The 18,084-nt window shown below is 40.6% G+C and carries 14 protein-coding genes; 7 read left to right on the forward strand and 7 right to left on the reverse strand.

All coding sequences use genetic code 11. The annotated features are described in order from the left end of the window. Window positions 1-28: 28 nt before the first annotated feature. Genes ACXZ1K_RS08965 through ACXZ1K_RS08980 form a run of 4 tightly spaced genes read left to right on the forward strand, consistent with a single transcriptional unit; the run spans window position 29 to window position 8,993 of the window. The gene (locus ACXZ1K_RS08965; protein ID WP_458973045.1) at window positions 29-1,375 is read left to right on the forward strand and encodes a sugar porter family MFS transporter; all 1,347 of its coding nucleotides are present in this window, start codon (window positions 29-31) and stop codon (window positions 1,373-1,375) included. A gap of 1 nt (window position 1,376) precedes the next feature. Continuing rightward, the gene (locus ACXZ1K_RS08970) at window positions 1,377-4,694 is read left to right on the forward strand and encodes a DUF5107 domain-containing protein (protein ID WP_458973046.1); all 3,318 of its coding nucleotides are present in this window, start codon (window positions 1,377-1,379) and stop codon (window positions 4,692-4,694) included. A 56-nt stretch (window positions 4,695-4,750) separates the two neighbouring features. Further along, window positions 4,751-6,967, forward strand: coding sequence for an alpha-galactosidase (locus ACXZ1K_RS08975; RefSeq protein ID WP_458973047.1), 2,217 nt, complete (start codon window positions 4,751-4,753; stop codon window positions 6,965-6,967). 28 nt (window positions 6,968-6,995) lie between these two features. Next, window positions 6,996-8,993 (forward strand): sialate O-acetylesterase, encoded by a 1,998-nt coding sequence (locus ACXZ1K_RS08980; protein WP_458973048.1) that lies wholly within the window; start codon window positions 6,996-6,998, stop codon window positions 8,991-8,993. A 46-nt stretch (window positions 8,994-9,039) separates the two neighbouring features. On the opposite strand, the gene ACXZ1K_RS08985 is transcribed toward ACXZ1K_RS08980, so the two are convergent. The 6 genes from ACXZ1K_RS08985 to ACXZ1K_RS09010 form a co-directional block, all read right to left on the reverse strand. Further along, entirely contained in the window at window positions 9,040-9,468 is a 429-nt protein-coding gene (locus tag ACXZ1K_RS08985; protein WP_458973049.1) for a GtrA family protein, read from the reverse strand. Continuing rightward, complete coding sequence (locus ACXZ1K_RS08990; RefSeq protein ID WP_458973050.1) at window positions 9,468-10,202, reverse strand: CDP-alcohol phosphatidyltransferase family protein; 735 nt, start codon at window positions 10,200-10,202, stop codon at window positions 9,468-9,470. Before ACXZ1K_RS08990 ends, ACXZ1K_RS08985 begins: the two co-directional genes overlap by 1 nt. Window positions 10,203-10,251: 49 nt before the next feature. After that, a complete protein-coding gene (locus ACXZ1K_RS08995; protein ID WP_458973051.1) occupies window positions 10,252-11,448 on the reverse strand; it encodes a metallophosphoesterase in 1,197 nt (398 codons plus the stop codon). Between the two features lie 153 nt (window positions 11,449-11,601). Then, window positions 11,602-11,961: a BlaI/MecI/CopY family transcriptional regulator gene (locus tag ACXZ1K_RS09000; RefSeq protein ID WP_458973052.1), complete on the reverse strand. Its 360-nt coding sequence runs from the start codon at window positions 11,959-11,961 to the stop codon at window positions 11,602-11,604. Between the two features lie 122 nt (window positions 11,962-12,083). Further along, window positions 12,084-13,064 carry a polysaccharide deacetylase family protein gene (locus tag ACXZ1K_RS09005; protein WP_458973053.1) on the reverse strand — a complete coding sequence of 327 codons (981 nt, stop codon included), beginning with the start codon at window positions 13,062-13,064 and terminating at the stop codon, window positions 12,084-12,086. Window positions 13,065-13,147: 83 nt separating this feature from the next. Next, window positions 13,148-14,314, reverse strand: a complete 1,167-nt coding sequence (locus ACXZ1K_RS09010; protein ID WP_458973054.1) for an FAD-dependent oxidoreductase — start codon at window positions 14,312-14,314, stop codon at window positions 13,148-13,150. 106 nt (window positions 14,315-14,420) lie between these two features. On the opposite strand from ACXZ1K_RS09010, the gene ACXZ1K_RS09015 reads away from it, so the two are divergent. Together ACXZ1K_RS09015 and ACXZ1K_RS09020 are read left to right on the forward strand one after the other, a co-directional pair. After that, window positions 14,421-15,395 (forward strand): helix-turn-helix transcriptional regulator, encoded by a 975-nt coding sequence (locus ACXZ1K_RS09015; protein ID WP_458973055.1) that lies wholly within the window; start codon window positions 14,421-14,423, stop codon window positions 15,393-15,395. Between the two features lie 319 nt (window positions 15,396-15,714). Then, window positions 15,715-16,353 carry an NAD(P)-dependent oxidoreductase gene (locus ACXZ1K_RS09020; RefSeq protein WP_458973056.1) on the forward strand — a complete coding sequence of 213 codons (639 nt, stop codon included), beginning with the start codon at window positions 15,715-15,717 and terminating at the stop codon, window positions 16,351-16,353. Between the two features lie 42 nt (window positions 16,354-16,395). Here ACXZ1K_RS09020 and ACXZ1K_RS09025 read toward each other — a convergent pair whose 3' ends face one another. Continuing rightward, entirely contained in the window at window positions 16,396-17,391 is a 996-nt protein-coding gene (locus ACXZ1K_RS09025) for a phosphotransferase enzyme family protein (RefSeq protein ID WP_458973057.1), read from the reverse strand. 358 nt (window positions 17,392-17,749) lie between these two features. Here ACXZ1K_RS09025 and ACXZ1K_RS09030 point away from each other — a divergent pair, with 358 nt between their 5' ends. Continuing rightward, window positions 17,750-18,031 (forward strand): hypothetical protein, encoded by a 282-nt coding sequence (locus tag ACXZ1K_RS09030; protein ID WP_458973058.1) that lies wholly within the window; start codon window positions 17,750-17,752, stop codon window positions 18,029-18,031. Window positions 18,032-18,084 lie beyond the last annotated feature (53 nt).

Below are 18,084 nucleotides of genomic sequence, written 5' to 3' on the forward strand. Positions count from 1 at the left end.
TTATCAATCCACCTAACCAAATATTGAAATGCTAAAACAACCAGAAACATTTAACAACTCCTATATCATCGGTATCTCGTTCATCTCTGCATTAGGTGGATACCTTTTTGGTTTCGACTTTGCGGTAATCTCTGGTGCGCTACCGTTCCTTCGTACCCAGTTTATGCTGGATCCATGGTGGGAGGGGTTTTTGACTGGTTCGCTTGCACTAGGCTGTATTGTAGGTTGTCTTGTCGCCGGCAAACTGGCTGATCGATATGGTCGCAAACCGGGTTTGATGCTTGCTGCATTTATCTTTGCCATTTCTTCTATTGGGATTGCCTTGTCATCAGGCTTAACTTTTTTTGTGGTGATGCGCTTTGCGGCCGGAATTGGGGTGGGTATGGCTTCTATGCTTTGTCCCATGTACATTGCTGAAGTTTCTCCTGCAAAAGTAAGAGGACGGAATGTGGCCATCAACCAGCTTACTGTGGTTATAGGTATTTTGGTGACCAATCTGGTTAATTATTTCCTGGCGGATACAGGTCCGGATGCCTGGAGGTGGATGTTTGGTTTAGGCGTAGTCCCGTCAGTTATTTTTTTGCTGGGTGTTATCTGGCTTCCTGAAAGCCCCCGCTGGTTGTTAAAGGACGGGCAACAGGAAAAAGCAAAACAAGTGCTCCATAAAATCGGGTCTGATTCGTTTGTGGACAATACCCTTTTCGCCATTGAAAAATCGTTGATGGGCAATAAAAAGCAAACCTATAAAGCTGTGTTCGATAAAAGCGTGCGCCCTGCTGTGATGGTAGGAATTACGCTGGCAGTTTTTCAACAGTTCTGTGGTATAAATGTGGTATTCAACTATACTTCTACCATATTCGAATCGGTAGGGGCTAACCTGGACAGGCAGCTTTTTGAAACGGTAACCATTGGTGTGGTCAATCTTGCCTTTACTATTTTGGCCATGTGGCAGGTAGATAAGCTCGGCCGAAGGCCTTTGATGCTGATCGGTTCATTAGGGCTTTCCGTTGTCTATATTATTCTGGCCTTTATGCTTCAAAATCATTACCCGGCTGGTATGGTCTCTATATTTGTATTATTGGCCATCAGTATGTATGCCATATCCCTGGCACCCGTAACCTGGGTATTGATCTCAGAGATTTTTCCAAATAAAGTTAGAGGCGTAGCCTCTTCAGTCGCCATTGTTTCCCTTTGGGCGGCCTATTTCGTTCTCGTCTTTACCTTTCCAATATTAGCGCAAAAACTTGGTACTTATGGTCCGTTCTACTTGTACGCAGGTATCTGCTTCCTTGGCTTTTTATTCGTGTTAAGAAAAGTAAAGGAAACGAAGGGACAAACATTGGAAGAACTGGAAGATAATTTAGTAAGACACTAGTATGAATACAGAAGTAAAAGTTTGGGCAGAGAAAGTACTCATCCCTACATATGGAATAGGTAAGCCTGACAAAAACCCCATGTTCTTCGAGAAGAGAATTTATCAAGGCAGTAGCGGCGTGGTCTATCCAAATCCGGTAATTGAGAAAATATATGATGAGAAGGAAGACAAAGCATATCATGGACTTTTTCTAGAAAATGAATACCTAAAAATTATGATCCTTCCAGAGTTAGGGGGGCGTATTCAAATGGCCTACGATAAAATAAAAGACAGGCATTTCATTTATTATAACCAGGTCATCAAGCCAGCATTAGTGGGTTTAACCGGCCCGTGGATTTCTGGTGGTATAGAGTTTAATTGGCCACAACATCATCGTCCAAGCACTTTCGATCCCATCGATTATACAATTGAGGAGAATGAAGATGGCAGCAAAACCATATGGGTGAACGAGATAGAACAAATGTTTCACACTAAGGGGCTGGCTGGTTTTACCCTCTACCCCGATAAAGCCTATATCGAGATTAAGGCTAAATTGCTCAACAGATCTGGTTTGCCGCAAACATTTCTTTGGTGGGCTAACCCAGCCGTAAAAGTAAATGATCATTACCAGTCGGTTTTCCCACCAGATGTCAATGCAGTCTTTGATCATGGTAAAAGGGATGTCTCTACCTTTCCAATAGCAACAGGAACTTACTACAAAGTTGATTATGCTCCTGGTACTGATATTTCTATGTACAAGAATATTCCCGTACCGACATCGTATATGGCCATCAATTCTGAATACGATTTTGTAGGTGGATATGAACACGATACACAAGGTGGATTGCTGCATGTAGCCAACCATCACGTATCTCCCGGGAAAAAACAGTGGACCTGGGGACATAGCGATTTCGGGCAAGCCTGGGATAGGAACCTGACGGATGAGGACGGGCCCTATATTGAATTGATGACCGGTATGTTTACCGATAACCAGCCCGACTTTACCTGGCTGATGCCGAATGAAGAAAAGTCTTTCACCCAATATTTTATGCCCTATAAAGAATTGGGCGTCATTAAAAATGCGACAAAAGATATCTTGGTCGCGCTAGATAAATCGTCTATAAGCCTGGTGTTAAAGGTTTATGTAACTTCGGTGCAAAAAGATGTACACATTGAGCTTTCTTATAAAGGAACCACGTTATTTTCTCAACAGGTTACAATAGATCCAAAAGAAGTTTTTGTTAAAGAACTTGAAGTGGATGTCCAAATCAAAGAAAATGACTTGCTGCTTGTCATCCGTTCTGTAAAAGGAAAAGAATTGATCAGGTACGAGCCAGCTAAGAACAAGCAAAACGAAATGCCTACCGCGGCGAAGTCGGCACTTAGTCCGCAAGAAACCGAAAACAACGAGCAATTATTTCTAACCGCACAACACTTGGAGCAATATCGGCATGCAACCTATAGTCCGGTTCCTTATTACGAAGAAGCGTTAAAACGCGATGCCAGAGATAGTCGCTGTAACACCGCATTGGGCATATGGTATTTAAGAAGAGGTCGGTTTGCTAAATGTGAAACCTATTTGCGCAAGGCGATTGAAACCATTACCCAGCGCAACCCCAATCCATACGATACCGAAGCTTATTACCATCTTGGACTTTCCTTAAAACACCAGGGCAAGAAGGATGATGCTTATAAAGCGTTCTATAAAGCCGCATGGGGCAGGGCATATAAAGACAGTGGATTTTTCGAAGTGGCACAAATAGACCTTTCACGTGGCGATTACGATCTTGCCTTGGAACATATTGGCTTAGCGCTGGACAACAACGCCAACAACAGTAAAGCTTATGTTGTTAAAGCTGCGGCTTTGAGGTATTTAAACCTCCCTAAAAAGGCAGCCGAAGTTTCAAACTATGCGCTAGAACGTGACCCCTTTAACCTGGGGGCATTATATGAACTGCATTTGATTAGTGCAACCTCAGGTAAGGAAGAACATAGCAGCGAATCGCTCGCCAAACTAATTGAGCTTTCCAGAGGATATGCCCAGAACTTCATCGCCTATGCAATTGATTATGCCGCATCTGGGCTATTTGAAGAAGCTTTAGGATTAATTAGTCAAGCTATTTTCCTGGATTCAAATAACCCTTTATTATTGTATTATAAAGGATGGTTCCAATCAGAACTTGGGCATACAGAACAAGCTTTAACCAGCTTTAAGCTGGCTGCTCAAGCGCCGTCTTATCTTTGTTTTCCAAACCGACTAGAGGAAATAAACATATTTAAATTGGCTATGGAATGGAATCCAGTTGATGCAAAAGCGCCCTATTATTTGGGTAATTTATATTACGACAAACGGCAATATGATGAAGCGATTAGTTTTTGGGAACGCTCAGTAGAATTAGATCCTGAATTTCCAACCGCATTAAGAAACTTAGGGATTGCCTATTTCAATAAAAAAGGCGCGATTGATAAAGCCCTACAACTCTATGAAAAAGCCTTCGAGCTGGATCAAACAGATGCGCGGATTCTAATGGAGCTTGATCAGTTGTATAAACGATTATCCAGAACTCCCGAACAAAGAAAAGTATTTCTGGAGAAGCACATGGATACTTTGATGCAGCGCGATGATCTGTACCTCGAATATATATCTATATTAAATTTCACAGGTAATTTCCAACAGGCATTAGAATGGATCAGCAACAGACAATTTCATCCATGGGAGGGCGGGGAAGGTAAAGCTTCTGGTCAGTATATGTACAGTTTGATAGAAATAGCCAAACTACATTTGGCCAAGCGAGAATTTATCGAAGCGACCGCTTTACTGGAAAAGGCACAAGTTTATCCGCCTAACCTAGGAGAAGGGAAGCTATATGGCGCACAGGAAAATGACATATTTTATTGGTTGGGCTGTGCATGGCAGGGATTAGGAGATGAGGCAAAAGCAAGGCGGTATTTTGAGCAAGCCAGTTTCGGCCTGGACGAACCTACTGCCGCGATGTTTTATAACGACCAGCAGCCTGATAAAATATTTTACCAGGGATTGGCCTATCAGAAATTAGGGCAGGTGGATGAGGCGAACGCCGTATTTAATAAACTAGTCACCTATGGCAATCGGCACTTGGAGGATCAGATCAGTATGGACTATTTTGCGGTTTCTCTACCTAACCTGTTGATTTTTGAAGACGATTTAAATCTCAGAAATAAAGCCCATTGCAGGTTTATCCAAGGTCTCGGCTACTTGGGATTAAACAGCAATGATCAAGCAAAGTTGGCTTTTAAGGATGTCTTGTCGTTTGATCCTGAACATGCAGGGGCAAAAATTCATATTAATATGCCAATTTGATACATAAAAAGTAAACGCATTACCCTAAATTTGGATTTAGCCTAAGCACAACCACAATGAAATTTGAACGATCATTATCAAAAAGCATCAATTATCTGTCTGCTTTTTTCCTAAGCCTTATCCTGGCATCGACCGGGGCAAAGGCACAAAACGTTAACATACCAATCGAGACTAGTAGCAATGCTTTGGTCTTACAAACAGATGCCTCGAAGCATTTGGGTACCCTCTATTTCGGTAAAAAGCTTTTCGATGCGTCTGAGTACAATCAGGTTCCAGGAACATATAAGCAAACAAATGATTATACTGGTCAGCTAAATTCTGCTTATACCAGTTCAGGTTCCAGGAATTTGCTAGAGCCAGCAATTACAGTAACCCATGCAGATGGAAACAATTCGCTCGACTTAAAATATGTAAGTCACACCACCAGCAAAGTGGATGATAATGTGTCATTAACCACCATCGTCCTTAAAGATCCTGTTTATGATTTTACAGTAACACTCTATTACAAAACCTTCGCTAAAGAGGATGTGGTTGAGCAATGGAGTGTAATTAAGCACAAGGAAAAAGGCAACGTAACCTTGCAAAAGTTCGCCTCTGCAAACCTGTATTTAAAAGCTGCCGGAGGTTTTTGGTTAAACCAGTTTCATGGCGATTGGGCTAAAGAAATGCAGCCAGAGGAAAGCAAAATTACCCATGGGATTAAAACATTAGATACCAAACTGGGCACACGTGCCAATTTGTTTATGCCTTCAGTATTTATGGTGTCTATGGATAAGCCAGCTACCGAAGATGAGGGTACAGTACTTTTTGGAGCCTTGGAATACAGTGGTAATTTCAAAACAGATATCGAACTGGATTACCAGAATAACCTGAAGATCATCTCTGGAATTAATAATTATGCGTCTGCCTATACCTTAAAACCCAATGAAGAATTTACTACCCCTGCATTTCTTTATACCCTTTCCACAACTGGTAAAGGTACTGCAAGCAGGAAATTACAATCCTGGGCACGTAAGTATAAGTTACTTGATGGTAATGGCAGCAGGTTAACTTTATTAAACAACTGGGAATCTACTTACTTTGATTTCAACGAAAGTAAACTTGCCAAACTCTTAAAGGATACTAAAAAGCTGGGTGTGGACCTTTTCCTTTTAGACGATGGATGGTTTGCCAATAAGTATCCCCGTAATGGCGATGTTGCCGGTTTGGGCGATTGGGCAGAGAACAAGACCAAATTGCCAAATGGTATTTCCTCATTGGTTAAAGAAGCGGAAAGTAACGGCGTAAAGTTTGGTATCTGGATAGAGCCTGAAATGGTTAATCCTAAAAGTGAGCTTTATGAGAAACACCCTGATTGGGTAGTTAAGGAAAATAAGAGAGAAGAATATTATTTCAGAAACCAATTGGTGCTTGATCTGAGTAATCCCAAAGTACAGGATTTTGTATTTGGTATAGTGGACGACCTGTTTACCAAAAATCCAAAGCTGGCCTATATCAAATGGGACTGTAATGCAGTCATCTATAATGCTTATTCTTCTTATCTTAAAAACCAAAATCATTTTTACATAGAATACATGCGCGGGCTCTATAAAGTATTGGAGAAGATCCGTGCAAAATACCCAACTGTACCAATGATGCTATGCTCAGGTGGAGGTGGCAGGGTTGATTATGCAGCCTTAAAATACTTTACAGAGTTTTGGCCTAGCGACAATACCGAACCAATGGAACGGATATTTATACAATGGGAATATTCATATTTCTATCCGGCCATCAGCAGTTCTAACCACGTTACTGATTGGGGTAAGCAACCCATCAAGTTCCGTACAGACGTGGCCATGATGGGTAAGCTAGGTTTCGATATCGTAGTGAGCAAGCTCAATGACAATGATCTTAAATACGTGCAGGACGCCATAAAGAATTACAACGCTTTAAAGCCGATCATCTGGCATGGCGACCAGTACCGACTGGCCAATCCGCGTGAAGGTAGTGTTGCGTCTGTACTTTATTTAAATGAAGCAAAAACCAATGGAGTAATTTTCAATTACCTGGTTAACAATAGGTATGATGAGGCTAGTAAGTTCCCAATATTGCTTAAAGGTCTTGATCCAGCTAAAAAATATACGCTCAAGGAGATCAACTTAATGCCTGGCTCTAATTCTTCAATTAACGGATCGAAAACCTATAGTGGTAATTTCCTGATGACGGTGGGTTTTAACCCTGAACTTAATTCTGGAAGAACCAGTGTGGTATTGCAGATAGATGAAATAAAATAGTAAGTTTATATAACAAATTTAATCAGGTATGAACTTTAATAGTATTAAGAGCTTAAAAGGCGGGCTTCTGCTGGCGTCGGTGTTTTTTGCCGGCTCACTGCAGGCTAAGGTAACTTTGCCCTCCATATTTAGCGACAACATGGTCTTCCAGCAAAAATCTGCTGCACGTTTCTGGGGCAGCACGGATGCTGGTAAAACTGTAAAAGTAACGTCCAGCTGGTCGAAAGCAGCCGTGTCAGCAGTTGCCGGTGCAGATGGAAAATTCATGATCACTGTTCCAACGCCAGCCTTTGGCGGGCCATACACAGTTACGATTAGTGATGGAGATGTAACTACTTTGAACAACATCCTTTTAGGGGAAGTTTGGGTATGCTCCGGACAATCAAATATGGAAATGCCTTTGGCAGGATGGGGAAAGATCAATAACTACGAAGAAGAGATCAAAAATGCAAACTATCCAAAAATCAGGTTACTGCAAGGCGATCACGTGACAAGTAATTCACCACTGCCAGAAGCTAAAGTGTGGGCTGGTGGATGGAAAATCTGCTCACCCGAAAGCGTACCTGAATTTTCTTCAGTAGCCTATTTCTTTGCGCGTGAGATATTTAAGAAAACAGGAATTCCTATAGGTCTAATCCACACCAGCTGGGGTGGCACCATTGCTGAAGCCTGGACAAGTGCTGCAACTTTGAAAACCATGCCTGATTTTGTAGCTGCGGTTAATAAAATAGAAAGTGCTGCTAAAGGAACAACTGGTCCGACTATGGAACAGCAGATGGCTACCTGGGCAAACATGGTCAATACTGCAGATGCTGGCTTTAAAGCAGGTACTGCTGGTTGGGCTGAAACAGGGTTGGATGATTCATCATGGAAAACCATGACCTTACCAGCAAGTTGGGAAGAAAGCGGAATGCCGAATTTTGATGGCATCATGTGGTTCCGTAAAACGATAATTATACCATCGGCTTGGGCAGGTAAAGAATTGAAGTTAAACCTTGGGGTGATCGATGATAATGACATCACCTTTGTAAATGGGGTTAAAGTTGGCGAAACCATTGGTTACGGCAACAAAAGAGTTTACACAATTCCCGCTGCGCAAGTTAAAGAAGGCGCATTGACCATCGTAGTGCGTGTAACAGATACAGGCGGTGGCGGCGGTCTTTATGGTGGTGATAATGTCATCACTGTTTCTTCAGCCTCTGGTGAAACCCAATCTTTAGCTGGAGCATGGAAATATAAAAAAGGATTAAATTTTAAAGACGTTGCTCCAATGCCGTCAGCTAACGAAGGTCCTAATAGAACAACGGTACTTTATAATGCCATGATCAACCCTTACTTAAATTACCCAATTAAAGGAGCAATATGGTACCAGGGAGAAAGCAACGCAGATCGTGCAAATCAATACCGCACCTTGTTTCCAACAATGATACAAGACTGGAGAAAGAGTTGGAATCAACCAGATTTTCCATTCTACTTTGTACAATTGGCTAATTTTATGAAAGTAGATGCAGAACCAATTCCATCTGCATGGGCTGAATTAAGAGATGCGCAGCGCCAAACTTTATCCTTGCCAAATACAGGGATGGCGGTAGCAATCGATATTGGCGATGGACCGGACATTCACCCTAAAAACAAGCAAGAGGTTGGTCGCAGATTGGCGCTAATTGCCCTGGCAAAAAACTACGGTATAAAAACTGCATATACTGGTCCGGTTTACAAATCTGCCTCAACAGTTGGCAAGACTATGGTTTTAACTTTTACAGGTGCTGAAGGAGGTCTGAAAGCGAAAGATGGAGGAGAATTAAAAGGTTTCGCTATTGCAGGTGCAGATCAGAAATTCCATTGGGCAACTGCCACGATTAAAGGCAATCAGATCGTAGTGAGCAGTCCGGATGTAGCAAACCCAACATCAGTAAGATATGCCTGGGCAAACAACCCCGTATGCAATTTAGTAGATGGAACAGGATTACCGGCATCACCATTTAAAACGGATACTTGGCCAGATACTACTTTAGGAAATAAATAAGTCGGTCGTCATCCTGAATTTAGTTCAGGATCTCGGCATGACGATATTAAACCCCTGGCAAATTTGCTGGGGGTTTTTTTCTGAATACCCAATAAGTTTGCAACACATAGTTAAATCCCAGCGATACAAGAATATCAACCATGATCCTGCTGAACTTGTAATTGATCCTTAGCCAGTTGGTAAATAGGTAAGTCCCGGAGCTTTTTAACAAAATGCTACCGGTAACCACAAATACAAATTTAACAAGCTGCGCTCCTACAGGGGCTTTACTTGCTTTGTCGGAATTGAAAGTCCAGTAACGGTTTACAGAGAAATTGAGAATGGCACCAATTACTCCACCAATACCAATAGAAATGGTGTAGTGGATATGAAGAACCTCCGTGCAGAATATCATCACGCCATAATCAACAATGCCGCCTATAAAGGCAGAAAGCTGAGCCTTGACAAATACAAAAACGGCATTCTTCTTATTCATTAAGCACTGTTCCTTTTTGCTAATTTCTCTGCGCGTTCAGCAGCATCACGAATGTCGCCAAGCTTTAATAACTTTCTGGTATCCAAAATGTTTATAATAAACAAGGTAATACACATGCCTGCCGCAAAATATTCGATCAGGTGTGGATGTATCACTTCTATAGTTAAGATAATGGCCAATATTACCCTTACTTCAGTAGGACCAACTAATCCGGAATCTATGCTGTAAATGTCGGTAATCTTATATCGAAGTTGAGAAATGATCATCGCCCAGCCGTAAAGCACAACAAATATAAAAGCAATCAATTCATACTGGTTACGCGCATATACCATATAGCCTAAACCTATAAGGACAGTGCCAATCCAGTCCATAATGATGTCCAGCGAAAAGCCGAACCATTTCCTTGGGATATTTCTGAAATAAGCAATACGGCCGTCTAGAGAATCTCCTAACCAGTTGATGGCAAGTCCGGCTATACCCAATAATAAATAAGACCGATCTACATAGGTGGCCAATATAAACCCAAGCAGTACGATGAAGGAACCTATGGTGCCGATTACGGTAAGGGCGTTTGAACTGATGAAATTGGGTACTCTTTTTACAAGATAAGAGATGGTGGCCTGCTCAACGGTACTTAAAATGTTTGTTCTTTTTCTATCCTGAAATATCCTGGTTAGCGTTCCAGTTTCAGCATCGGGGGTTGCACCATTGTCGCTCAATTTATTATCTTCCATTCGGGGGTCTCGGTTCTGCTCTTTTAATTGCGGTACAAAAGTATGTATTTTAACTTATTCCGGCAGTGGTTTTCAATTCAATTACAGTTATTTCAGGCCAGATACCTACTCTGCCAGAAAACCCTAGAAAACCAAAGCCTCTATTGATGTTTAGATATACACCATTATTGCCAGTTATTCCTGCCCAATGCGGGTATCTATATTTTACAGGGCTCCATTTGATCCCAAAAGCTTCAATGCCAAACTGCATTCCGTGGGTGTGACCAGAAAGGGTCAACTGAATCTTTGATGGCGATTTAATGACCTGCGCTTCCCAGTGGGTGGGATCATGAGAAAGCAGCACTTTGAAGTCTGCCGAATCGGTTCCTTTCATCGCCTTTGGTAAATCACCACGCTCGCCAAAGCCCAATCCCCAGTTCTCTACTCCGGCCAATATTATTTTTTGCCCGCCTTTATGCAATTCTACATGCTCATCGAGTAATAACTTGTAACCCAATTCCGCATGATAAGCTTTAAGCTGCTGCAAGTTTCCTTGTTTTATCAAGTCATTATCCCACTTCACATAATCACCATAATCGTGATTACCTAAAATGGAGTATTGTCCGAATGGGGCTTTTACCTGACTAAAATAGCTGATCCACGGCTTTATTTCTTCAGCTTTATTGTTTACCAAATCTCCGGTAAATACGAAAAGGTCAGAATTTTGAGCCTTGATCATATCAATGCCTCGCTGCACAGCTTTGGGATTGGTAAAACTGCCAGCATGCACATCGGAGATTTGGGTAATGGTAAATCCATCAAAAGCAGGAGGGAGGTCATCAAAATAAAGCGTGTGTTTGATTACGCGGTAAGCATATTTTCCTCTTACGATGCCGTATAAAAATGCGAAGACAACCAAGGCAACCAGAGCCAGGTCAAAATCAATCCACAGATGACTTCGGGGCGTACCAGTGATCAATCGATATAAGTCGCCCAGCAATAGAACTATCGCAAACACCACTTCAGTAGTGAATAGGATCAAAAATAAGTGGGTTGAAAATTTAAACAGGGTGGTCATCTCCCTTTTCTGAAAGCTGCGTATACCAAAAACCAACAAGGCAATTGTCAATGTTATAAAAGTCCAGAAAACATAAGGAACGACTGGGTCTGGCGCTACAATTCGTATTCCAGACAATACATACCAGTTAATTCCAAAAAACAAAAATGATATAATGAGGAGCGGCAACAGACTAATTCTTCTTTTCATTCGATTTAATAAATCGGTCAAAAGTACTGGATGGTTTTGCAAAGTCGCTATTAGCCAATGCAATTTGACAATAACTGGATATAGATGATTTTGCAATGTTTATTCTACTGCAATAATTTGTAAATTTTTAACAACATTTAAACTTAGATGGTATCATTTTTTATTGATGAGCGATTGTAATTCTTCTATGTCTTTCTGACTCAAGTTTTGCTCCTTAACCATAAACGACAGTAGGCTAGTTGGAGAGTTGTCGAAATACCCTGAAAATAACTTAGCAAAGGTAGTCTTGGTGTACTGTTCCTTGCTAATGGCTGGAAAATATTCGTAGGTTTTACCATAAGCCTTATAACCGAGGTATCCTTTCTTTTCCAAAAGGCGCACAATTGAAGAGATGGTGTTGTAAGGAGGTTTTGGATCTTCATCCATTTCCTCTATAATATCTTTTACAAACACTTTGCCCAGCTTCCAAATGATCTGCATGATGCGCTCTTCTGATTTGGTTAATTCTTCCATATCTTAAAGCTATAACTTATATTTCAGTTATACAACTTAAATGTAAGTTTTATCTACGACAACATAGGAAACCCTGAGTAGAGTGAGAAAGATATAATCGAAGTAATATGAGGGCTCATATTTTACTTGTTTGCTACCGCATTCCTTAAATCATACAATAACCATTGCTTTTTTTGCACTTCCGGAGCTTCATTCTTTAACAGTTGGACAAAATCTTTAATACCCAATGGTTCATTCCCGTTGCCATGAATCAGCACAAGACTTCCATTTAAGGCTTGTTGTCCTTTCGCAAGCCATGCATCACTACCCACAGGTATCAAACCGTAACTGCAAATCTTATTAACTAGTTGTTGGTTAGAAACAAGTCCTGGGAACCTGAAGAAAACAGAAGGAAGTAATCCCTGTTCCAGCATGGCTACCTCAAGCGCAAGTACTTCTTCATTAAGATTAGTGCCCGGTTCCAATAAGAAATTGCGGCTAAGGGCACGGGAAGGATCATAAAAGTGATGATAAGTATGGTTGATCCATGTAATGCTAATCTGGCCTGAGGTAGCCAGGTCCTTTAGCCAGGCGATATCGCCCTCGTGTGCTAATAGAAACTTTCCCGTCAACGACAAGGCAACTGGTACTGGCTGTTCAATATTTTTAAAAGTAGTGATGAGTGAAGTAAAGATATTTCTATCCAAACCCTTGTGCGAAGGGCAGAGGTCAATAGTGAGCGTTATTCCGTTTTCCTTTGGGAAAGCATGTGTAATGCCCGCATCTTGCATTGGCAATGCTTCCGCCTGCGCTTTTAGAAGCGCTCGGATATAGGGAGTGTTACCCATTTTTAAACAAAGTTGCGGAAAGGTAGCTGAAACAATGTGGCTAAGGTCTGTTGCTTTGACGGTTTTTGTAATCAGGCTATTTGGATCTGTAGCTAGATAAGTTGGCACGCTATTCCAATCAAACTTTCTAAGCAGGATGCAATGTTCGCCTTTTACATCGGCAGTGCCGATCGTTAGTTGGTAATTGGATACGATATTCTGGGCATTGAGTAATGAACCGCCAATTAGCAGTTGTATTAAGACTAGCACTGCCACTTTATATGATAAATACTTCATACACTGTAAAATGTTAAGTTACTATGAAAATCTGAAATTTGATTTCAGATTTTCATAGTAAAATTTTAGATAGGTATTGAGGCTTATTGAGCTCCTTGCCCAAACATCTCCAGTAATTTCCTTAGTCCATCAGGCGAGTGCATAAATTCCGTGTTATTCAATGTGTCAGCACCAACTTCTGCAAATCTTCCAAGCATTTCATCTTCGTAGTGTGTAATAGCAGATTTCAGATCAGCAAAACCTTCATTTGTTAAACTTTCGCTCAATTGTAAAGCGTCAAGCATGGCCATATTTACGCCTTCGCCGGCATATGGGGGCATTACATGGGCTGCATCACCAATCAATGTAATATTGGAACTTGCTTCCCATTTTTGATCAAGGGGCATACAATATTGAGGCCTTGGGGTAAAAACAATGTTATCCCCTTTGAAAAGTTCAAGCCAAATGCTATCCCACTTGTCGTAGGCCGTTTTAAACCATTTTAGGATTTCTTCAGTATTTTTGAAATCTATATTGCTATTCGCAGCCCAGTTTGCGTCAGCATTCCAACCCAGATAAAAATCCAGGCTACCGTCGCCTTTGGCACTAACAGATAATGTTTTTGAATCACCTAAAGCCATAATCTTACCACCTTTTAAGAGGTTATTGACATTTGGAGCATTTACTTCAGGATTATCAATGTGCCCTTCCAAGACGGTTACGCCTGAGTAAAAAGGTTTGATGGGCGTAACAAACGGACGAATTTTTGACCGCGCTCCATCCGCTCCAATTATAATATCCGCAGTAACTGTGTTGCCATTTTGAAAGTGTATTTTCCATGCATCGTCAAGCTTTTCTATTAAAACGATATGACTGTCCCAAATAACGGTATTTGGTCGCAAAGAATCTAATAATAGCTCTCTTAGCGGTCCGCGGTCAATTTCCGGTCTAAACCATTCGTCTCCAAAATCACCTTTGGCCGTTTCACAATGTTCATCCAGGAAAATATGAGCATGCTCATCAACTACCCGAAGCTTATCTGCATTTGGCCTGTAGGCAGCTTTAAAAGCATCCATTAAGCCGGCCTGTTTTAATGCCAGCAATCCCGATTCAAAATGGAGGTCTAGCGTTGCGCCCTGTACCCTAACATCCCTGTTTTCATCTCTTTCGTAAACTTGAATATTTGCCCCTTTTAATTGTAGCAGTCTGGCCAGCGTCAACCCGCCTGGTCCACCACCTATTATTGCAACTGATTTATTTAGTAATAACATAACTTCTTTCTTTTATGATTACAAACGTATGGCAGCTTTTACAATTAAAATAGCTAGAATTGATATGAAAATAGTCGTAAATGAACATAAAAGGTTATCAATATAAATGAAAATATCAGTTACAGATAGACAGGGAACTGGCATAATGGCCGAATTTGCCCGGGCAATTGGCGCAAGCGTGGAGGGGCGCTATTTCCGAATTCCAAAAAGCAAAGGAGGGGGTTATATCACCGGGTTCACCTGGGGTACCGACTTGCGGATGTTGGTTCGAAATTACTATTTAAATGAAGAGATCCTTGTAGACAGAACAAACGAACTCGCAGAAGGGCAAGATTATATTGTATTTCTATTAAGCGGCATTTTTTCATCCCCATTGTCAGGCAATTCAGATCTGATGCACGAGCAAGCCAGCGTAATGATTTGCAGACATGCAGCTTCTTCTTTGATAACTATGCCTTCAAACACGTCATTTAGAAGTATTACCATTGCGGTTTCCCGGCAATATCTGCAACAAGTTTTCGGTACGATGCTTCATCCTGTTGTGCAGAGTATTCTACGGTCCACCGAGCAATTTGTATATGAAGCGGTGATTTCAGCAGAAATGGTGCGGACGGCCAATGAGATGCTAACTCAACCAATACCTGAAAGTATAGAACGTCATTTTTACAAATTGAAGTGTGAGGAGTTGCTATGTTATATTTTCTCCCTATTGGCGCAACGCGATGAAACGCCGACAAGCGGAATGCACATAGCAGATATCAAGGCAATTTATGCGATAAAGTCGAGATTGCAATCTGACTTGCATATTCCTCCTGATATTGCGTCTTTGGCCAGAGAAGCTGGAATGAGTGAACCAAAAATGCGCAAGCTTTTTAAGCAAACATTTGGAAAGGGTGTTTTTAATTACTATCAATCGATGCGGATGAATGAGGCTGCTAGGTTATTAAAAAATAAGCGCTTATCGGTTTCTGAAGTTGGCTACAACTTGGGATTTACCAATTTAAGTCACTTTTCGAGAGTGTTTGAAAAGTACATTGGTTTGAAACCCAAAAAATACTCCGCTATCAAAATTGAGGGGTGATTTTTGAAATTCTCATCATTTTATTTAAGTATTAATTTTCTTTAGACAAGACTATTGTAACTGAAAATAGGTGGATGGTCTAAGGTTGAGATGGGATTTATTTAGTTAAGCTGGTGTTTGTGATAATGGTAAGTGATATTGCGTTAATTGTTGGTTACACAAAGAATACTGTGTAATAATGCATCCCATTTTCGTATCTTCGTATTATTAAAATCGTCTAATAATATTAATCATGACTGCCCCTCAATACAATGAGGGCGGAAAAACTTTAACGACTGTTAAGGTTGTAGTTTAATATTATCATTTTTTTTTAGACGTAATGCATAAAATAAATACAATTGCCCTTATTGGTGGGGGCGGCAGAACAGGTAAATTCCTCGTTAGCAAATTCCTTAAACAAGGTTATTCTATAAAAGTCCTTCTTCGTAATCCTAAAGCATTTGAGTTGGAGAGCTCTAAATTAGAAATCGTTATTGGCGATTCCACTGATCCGGGAGCTATTGATCGATTAATTAATAACTCCGATTGCGTAGTGAATACTGTTGGTCAGCGACCTGGTGACCCTATGGTTGCTGCCAGTACTACAGCTAATGTGCTATCTGCAATGCGCAAATACCAGTTAAATAGATATGTGGTGCTTGCCGGTTTAAACATTGATGCGCCCCTCGATAAAAAGGGACCCGAAACTGTAATGGCTACGAATTGGATGAAGGCAAATTACCCTGAAATTCAGGAAGACAGGCAAAATGCTTACAGGTTGCTTGTAGATAGCAATGTGGACTGGACTTTAGTAAGAGTGCCGATGATCATGTTTACTGATGCAATAAGTGAGGTAAATGTTAGCTTGCTGGATTGTCTTGGAAATAAAATCAGTGCTGCAAATATCGCAGCGTTTATCGCGCGCGTAATAGCTGAAGATGGTTACAAAAAGGAAGCACCTTTTATAGCAGAAATTTAATAAATCAATTTACCAGCAGATTAGAAATGACCTGCTGGTATATTACAGCAAGCTCTGAGTTACGTTTTCTTCGAAGTACTTCTTTACCAATAGGTTGATAAATCTTTTTAAATAAGTTTCATTGAGGAACACATTTGACCAATTATCATATCGCTGGCATTGTATGCCCAAGTAAAAGAAATAAAGGCTTACACCAAGAATTGGCAACATTCGCTGTTCTTCAGCGGTTAGCTCATTCACTGATTCATAACCCTTCAGGAAGGCTTCGATTTTCGAATCCCTCGCATTAATATCCTTTTCAGTACTATGTAGTTGCAAAATGTAATAAGCGATGTCGTAACAAAGCCAGCCATTCCCAAAAAAGTCAAAATCAAAGATCGTTACCTGTCCATCTTTGGTGATGTTCATGTTGTCAAACCATATGTCCAGATGAACAGCTCCTGAACGTAATTGTGTGGTATCTGCTCTGTTAATTTCCTGTAAAAGGTATTGCTGTGCATATAACATCCAAGCCATCTCCTCTGATTCTGCAGGAAGAAACTTGTTTAGCTGCAAAAATGGATCTTCCAAAACAACTTTCGGAATGTACGTAACCCTTTCCAGCTTTAAATTTTTGGTAGATTGATGGATTTTCGCCATGGTCTCACCCACTTTAAAATGCAGGTCGGCTGAGAAATTAAATTGTTTTTCCCCTTCAGCAAATGAGAACAATACACCTTGTCGGGTTCCTTCAGGTGCATCTAAATATTGGATGTAGTTTTGATCCAAATCCTGTATTGGGTAAGAAATTGATATACCCCTATCTTTTAACAAGTTGAGTAATCGTATTTCTTCATTTATCTCTATATCGCTGCGCCAGTTTAAGCTGTATATCCTGAAAACAAACTTACCGTTTAGCTGCTCAATCAAATAACTATGGTTAATACCTGTTTTTAATAATTTACAGGAAACAAATCCAAACATTCCGTATTTGCCTGCCACAAATGCTCCCAGTTGGTGGGCAGAAAGGGTTGAACTAGTGACAGGGAATTTTTCCATCAGAAAAGGATTTGTTTGCAAAGGAAGTGAAAAAATGAAGACTTGACCTTCTCAAGTTTAAAACTTACATTTGATTGTATTGAAAAATGTTTGTAAACATATCGCATCCTTAACCCCTGCAATCTGCAGTCGATTATTCTATATCCCGTCTTTTAAGGATTTTGATAATCTGGCCCCAAGCCTTTAAAAAAAGATAATCCTGGCCTGGGGTTTTAATAACAACTTCTTAATCCATTTCAAATGCTTGATTATTTGCTGTGATTTCACACGCATGTTTCAGCAGATAAGTACAGCTGGTAATTCTAACTGCTATAAATGGTTACAGGTTTTTTAATTTAATAACGAAGATCAATTCTTGATGAAAACTATAGATATGTTAAATAATAAGTCTATAAAATGGTATGCACTTTGGGCAATGGTGGCTATCAATGTGGTACTATTAGCGATTGCGATTGCAAATGATGGGGTATGGTACATGCTGGCCAGTTTGTTGTGGTCCTTAATTATTCTACGTTACCATGCTAGGATAACCAGAATAAAGGAACTTAAAATGTTAAAAATGAATAAGCGTAGGAATACCTTAAAACTTAGGTCTGGGATGCCCAACGAAAGAAGGCCGAGAGCAGAAGTTCAATCTTGAATATATAGCAGTTTTTCTAGTTTTGAAACCGATTAATTCTAATATGCTTTATA

It is taken from the genome of Pedobacter jaeyakensis (assembly GCF_054461315.1).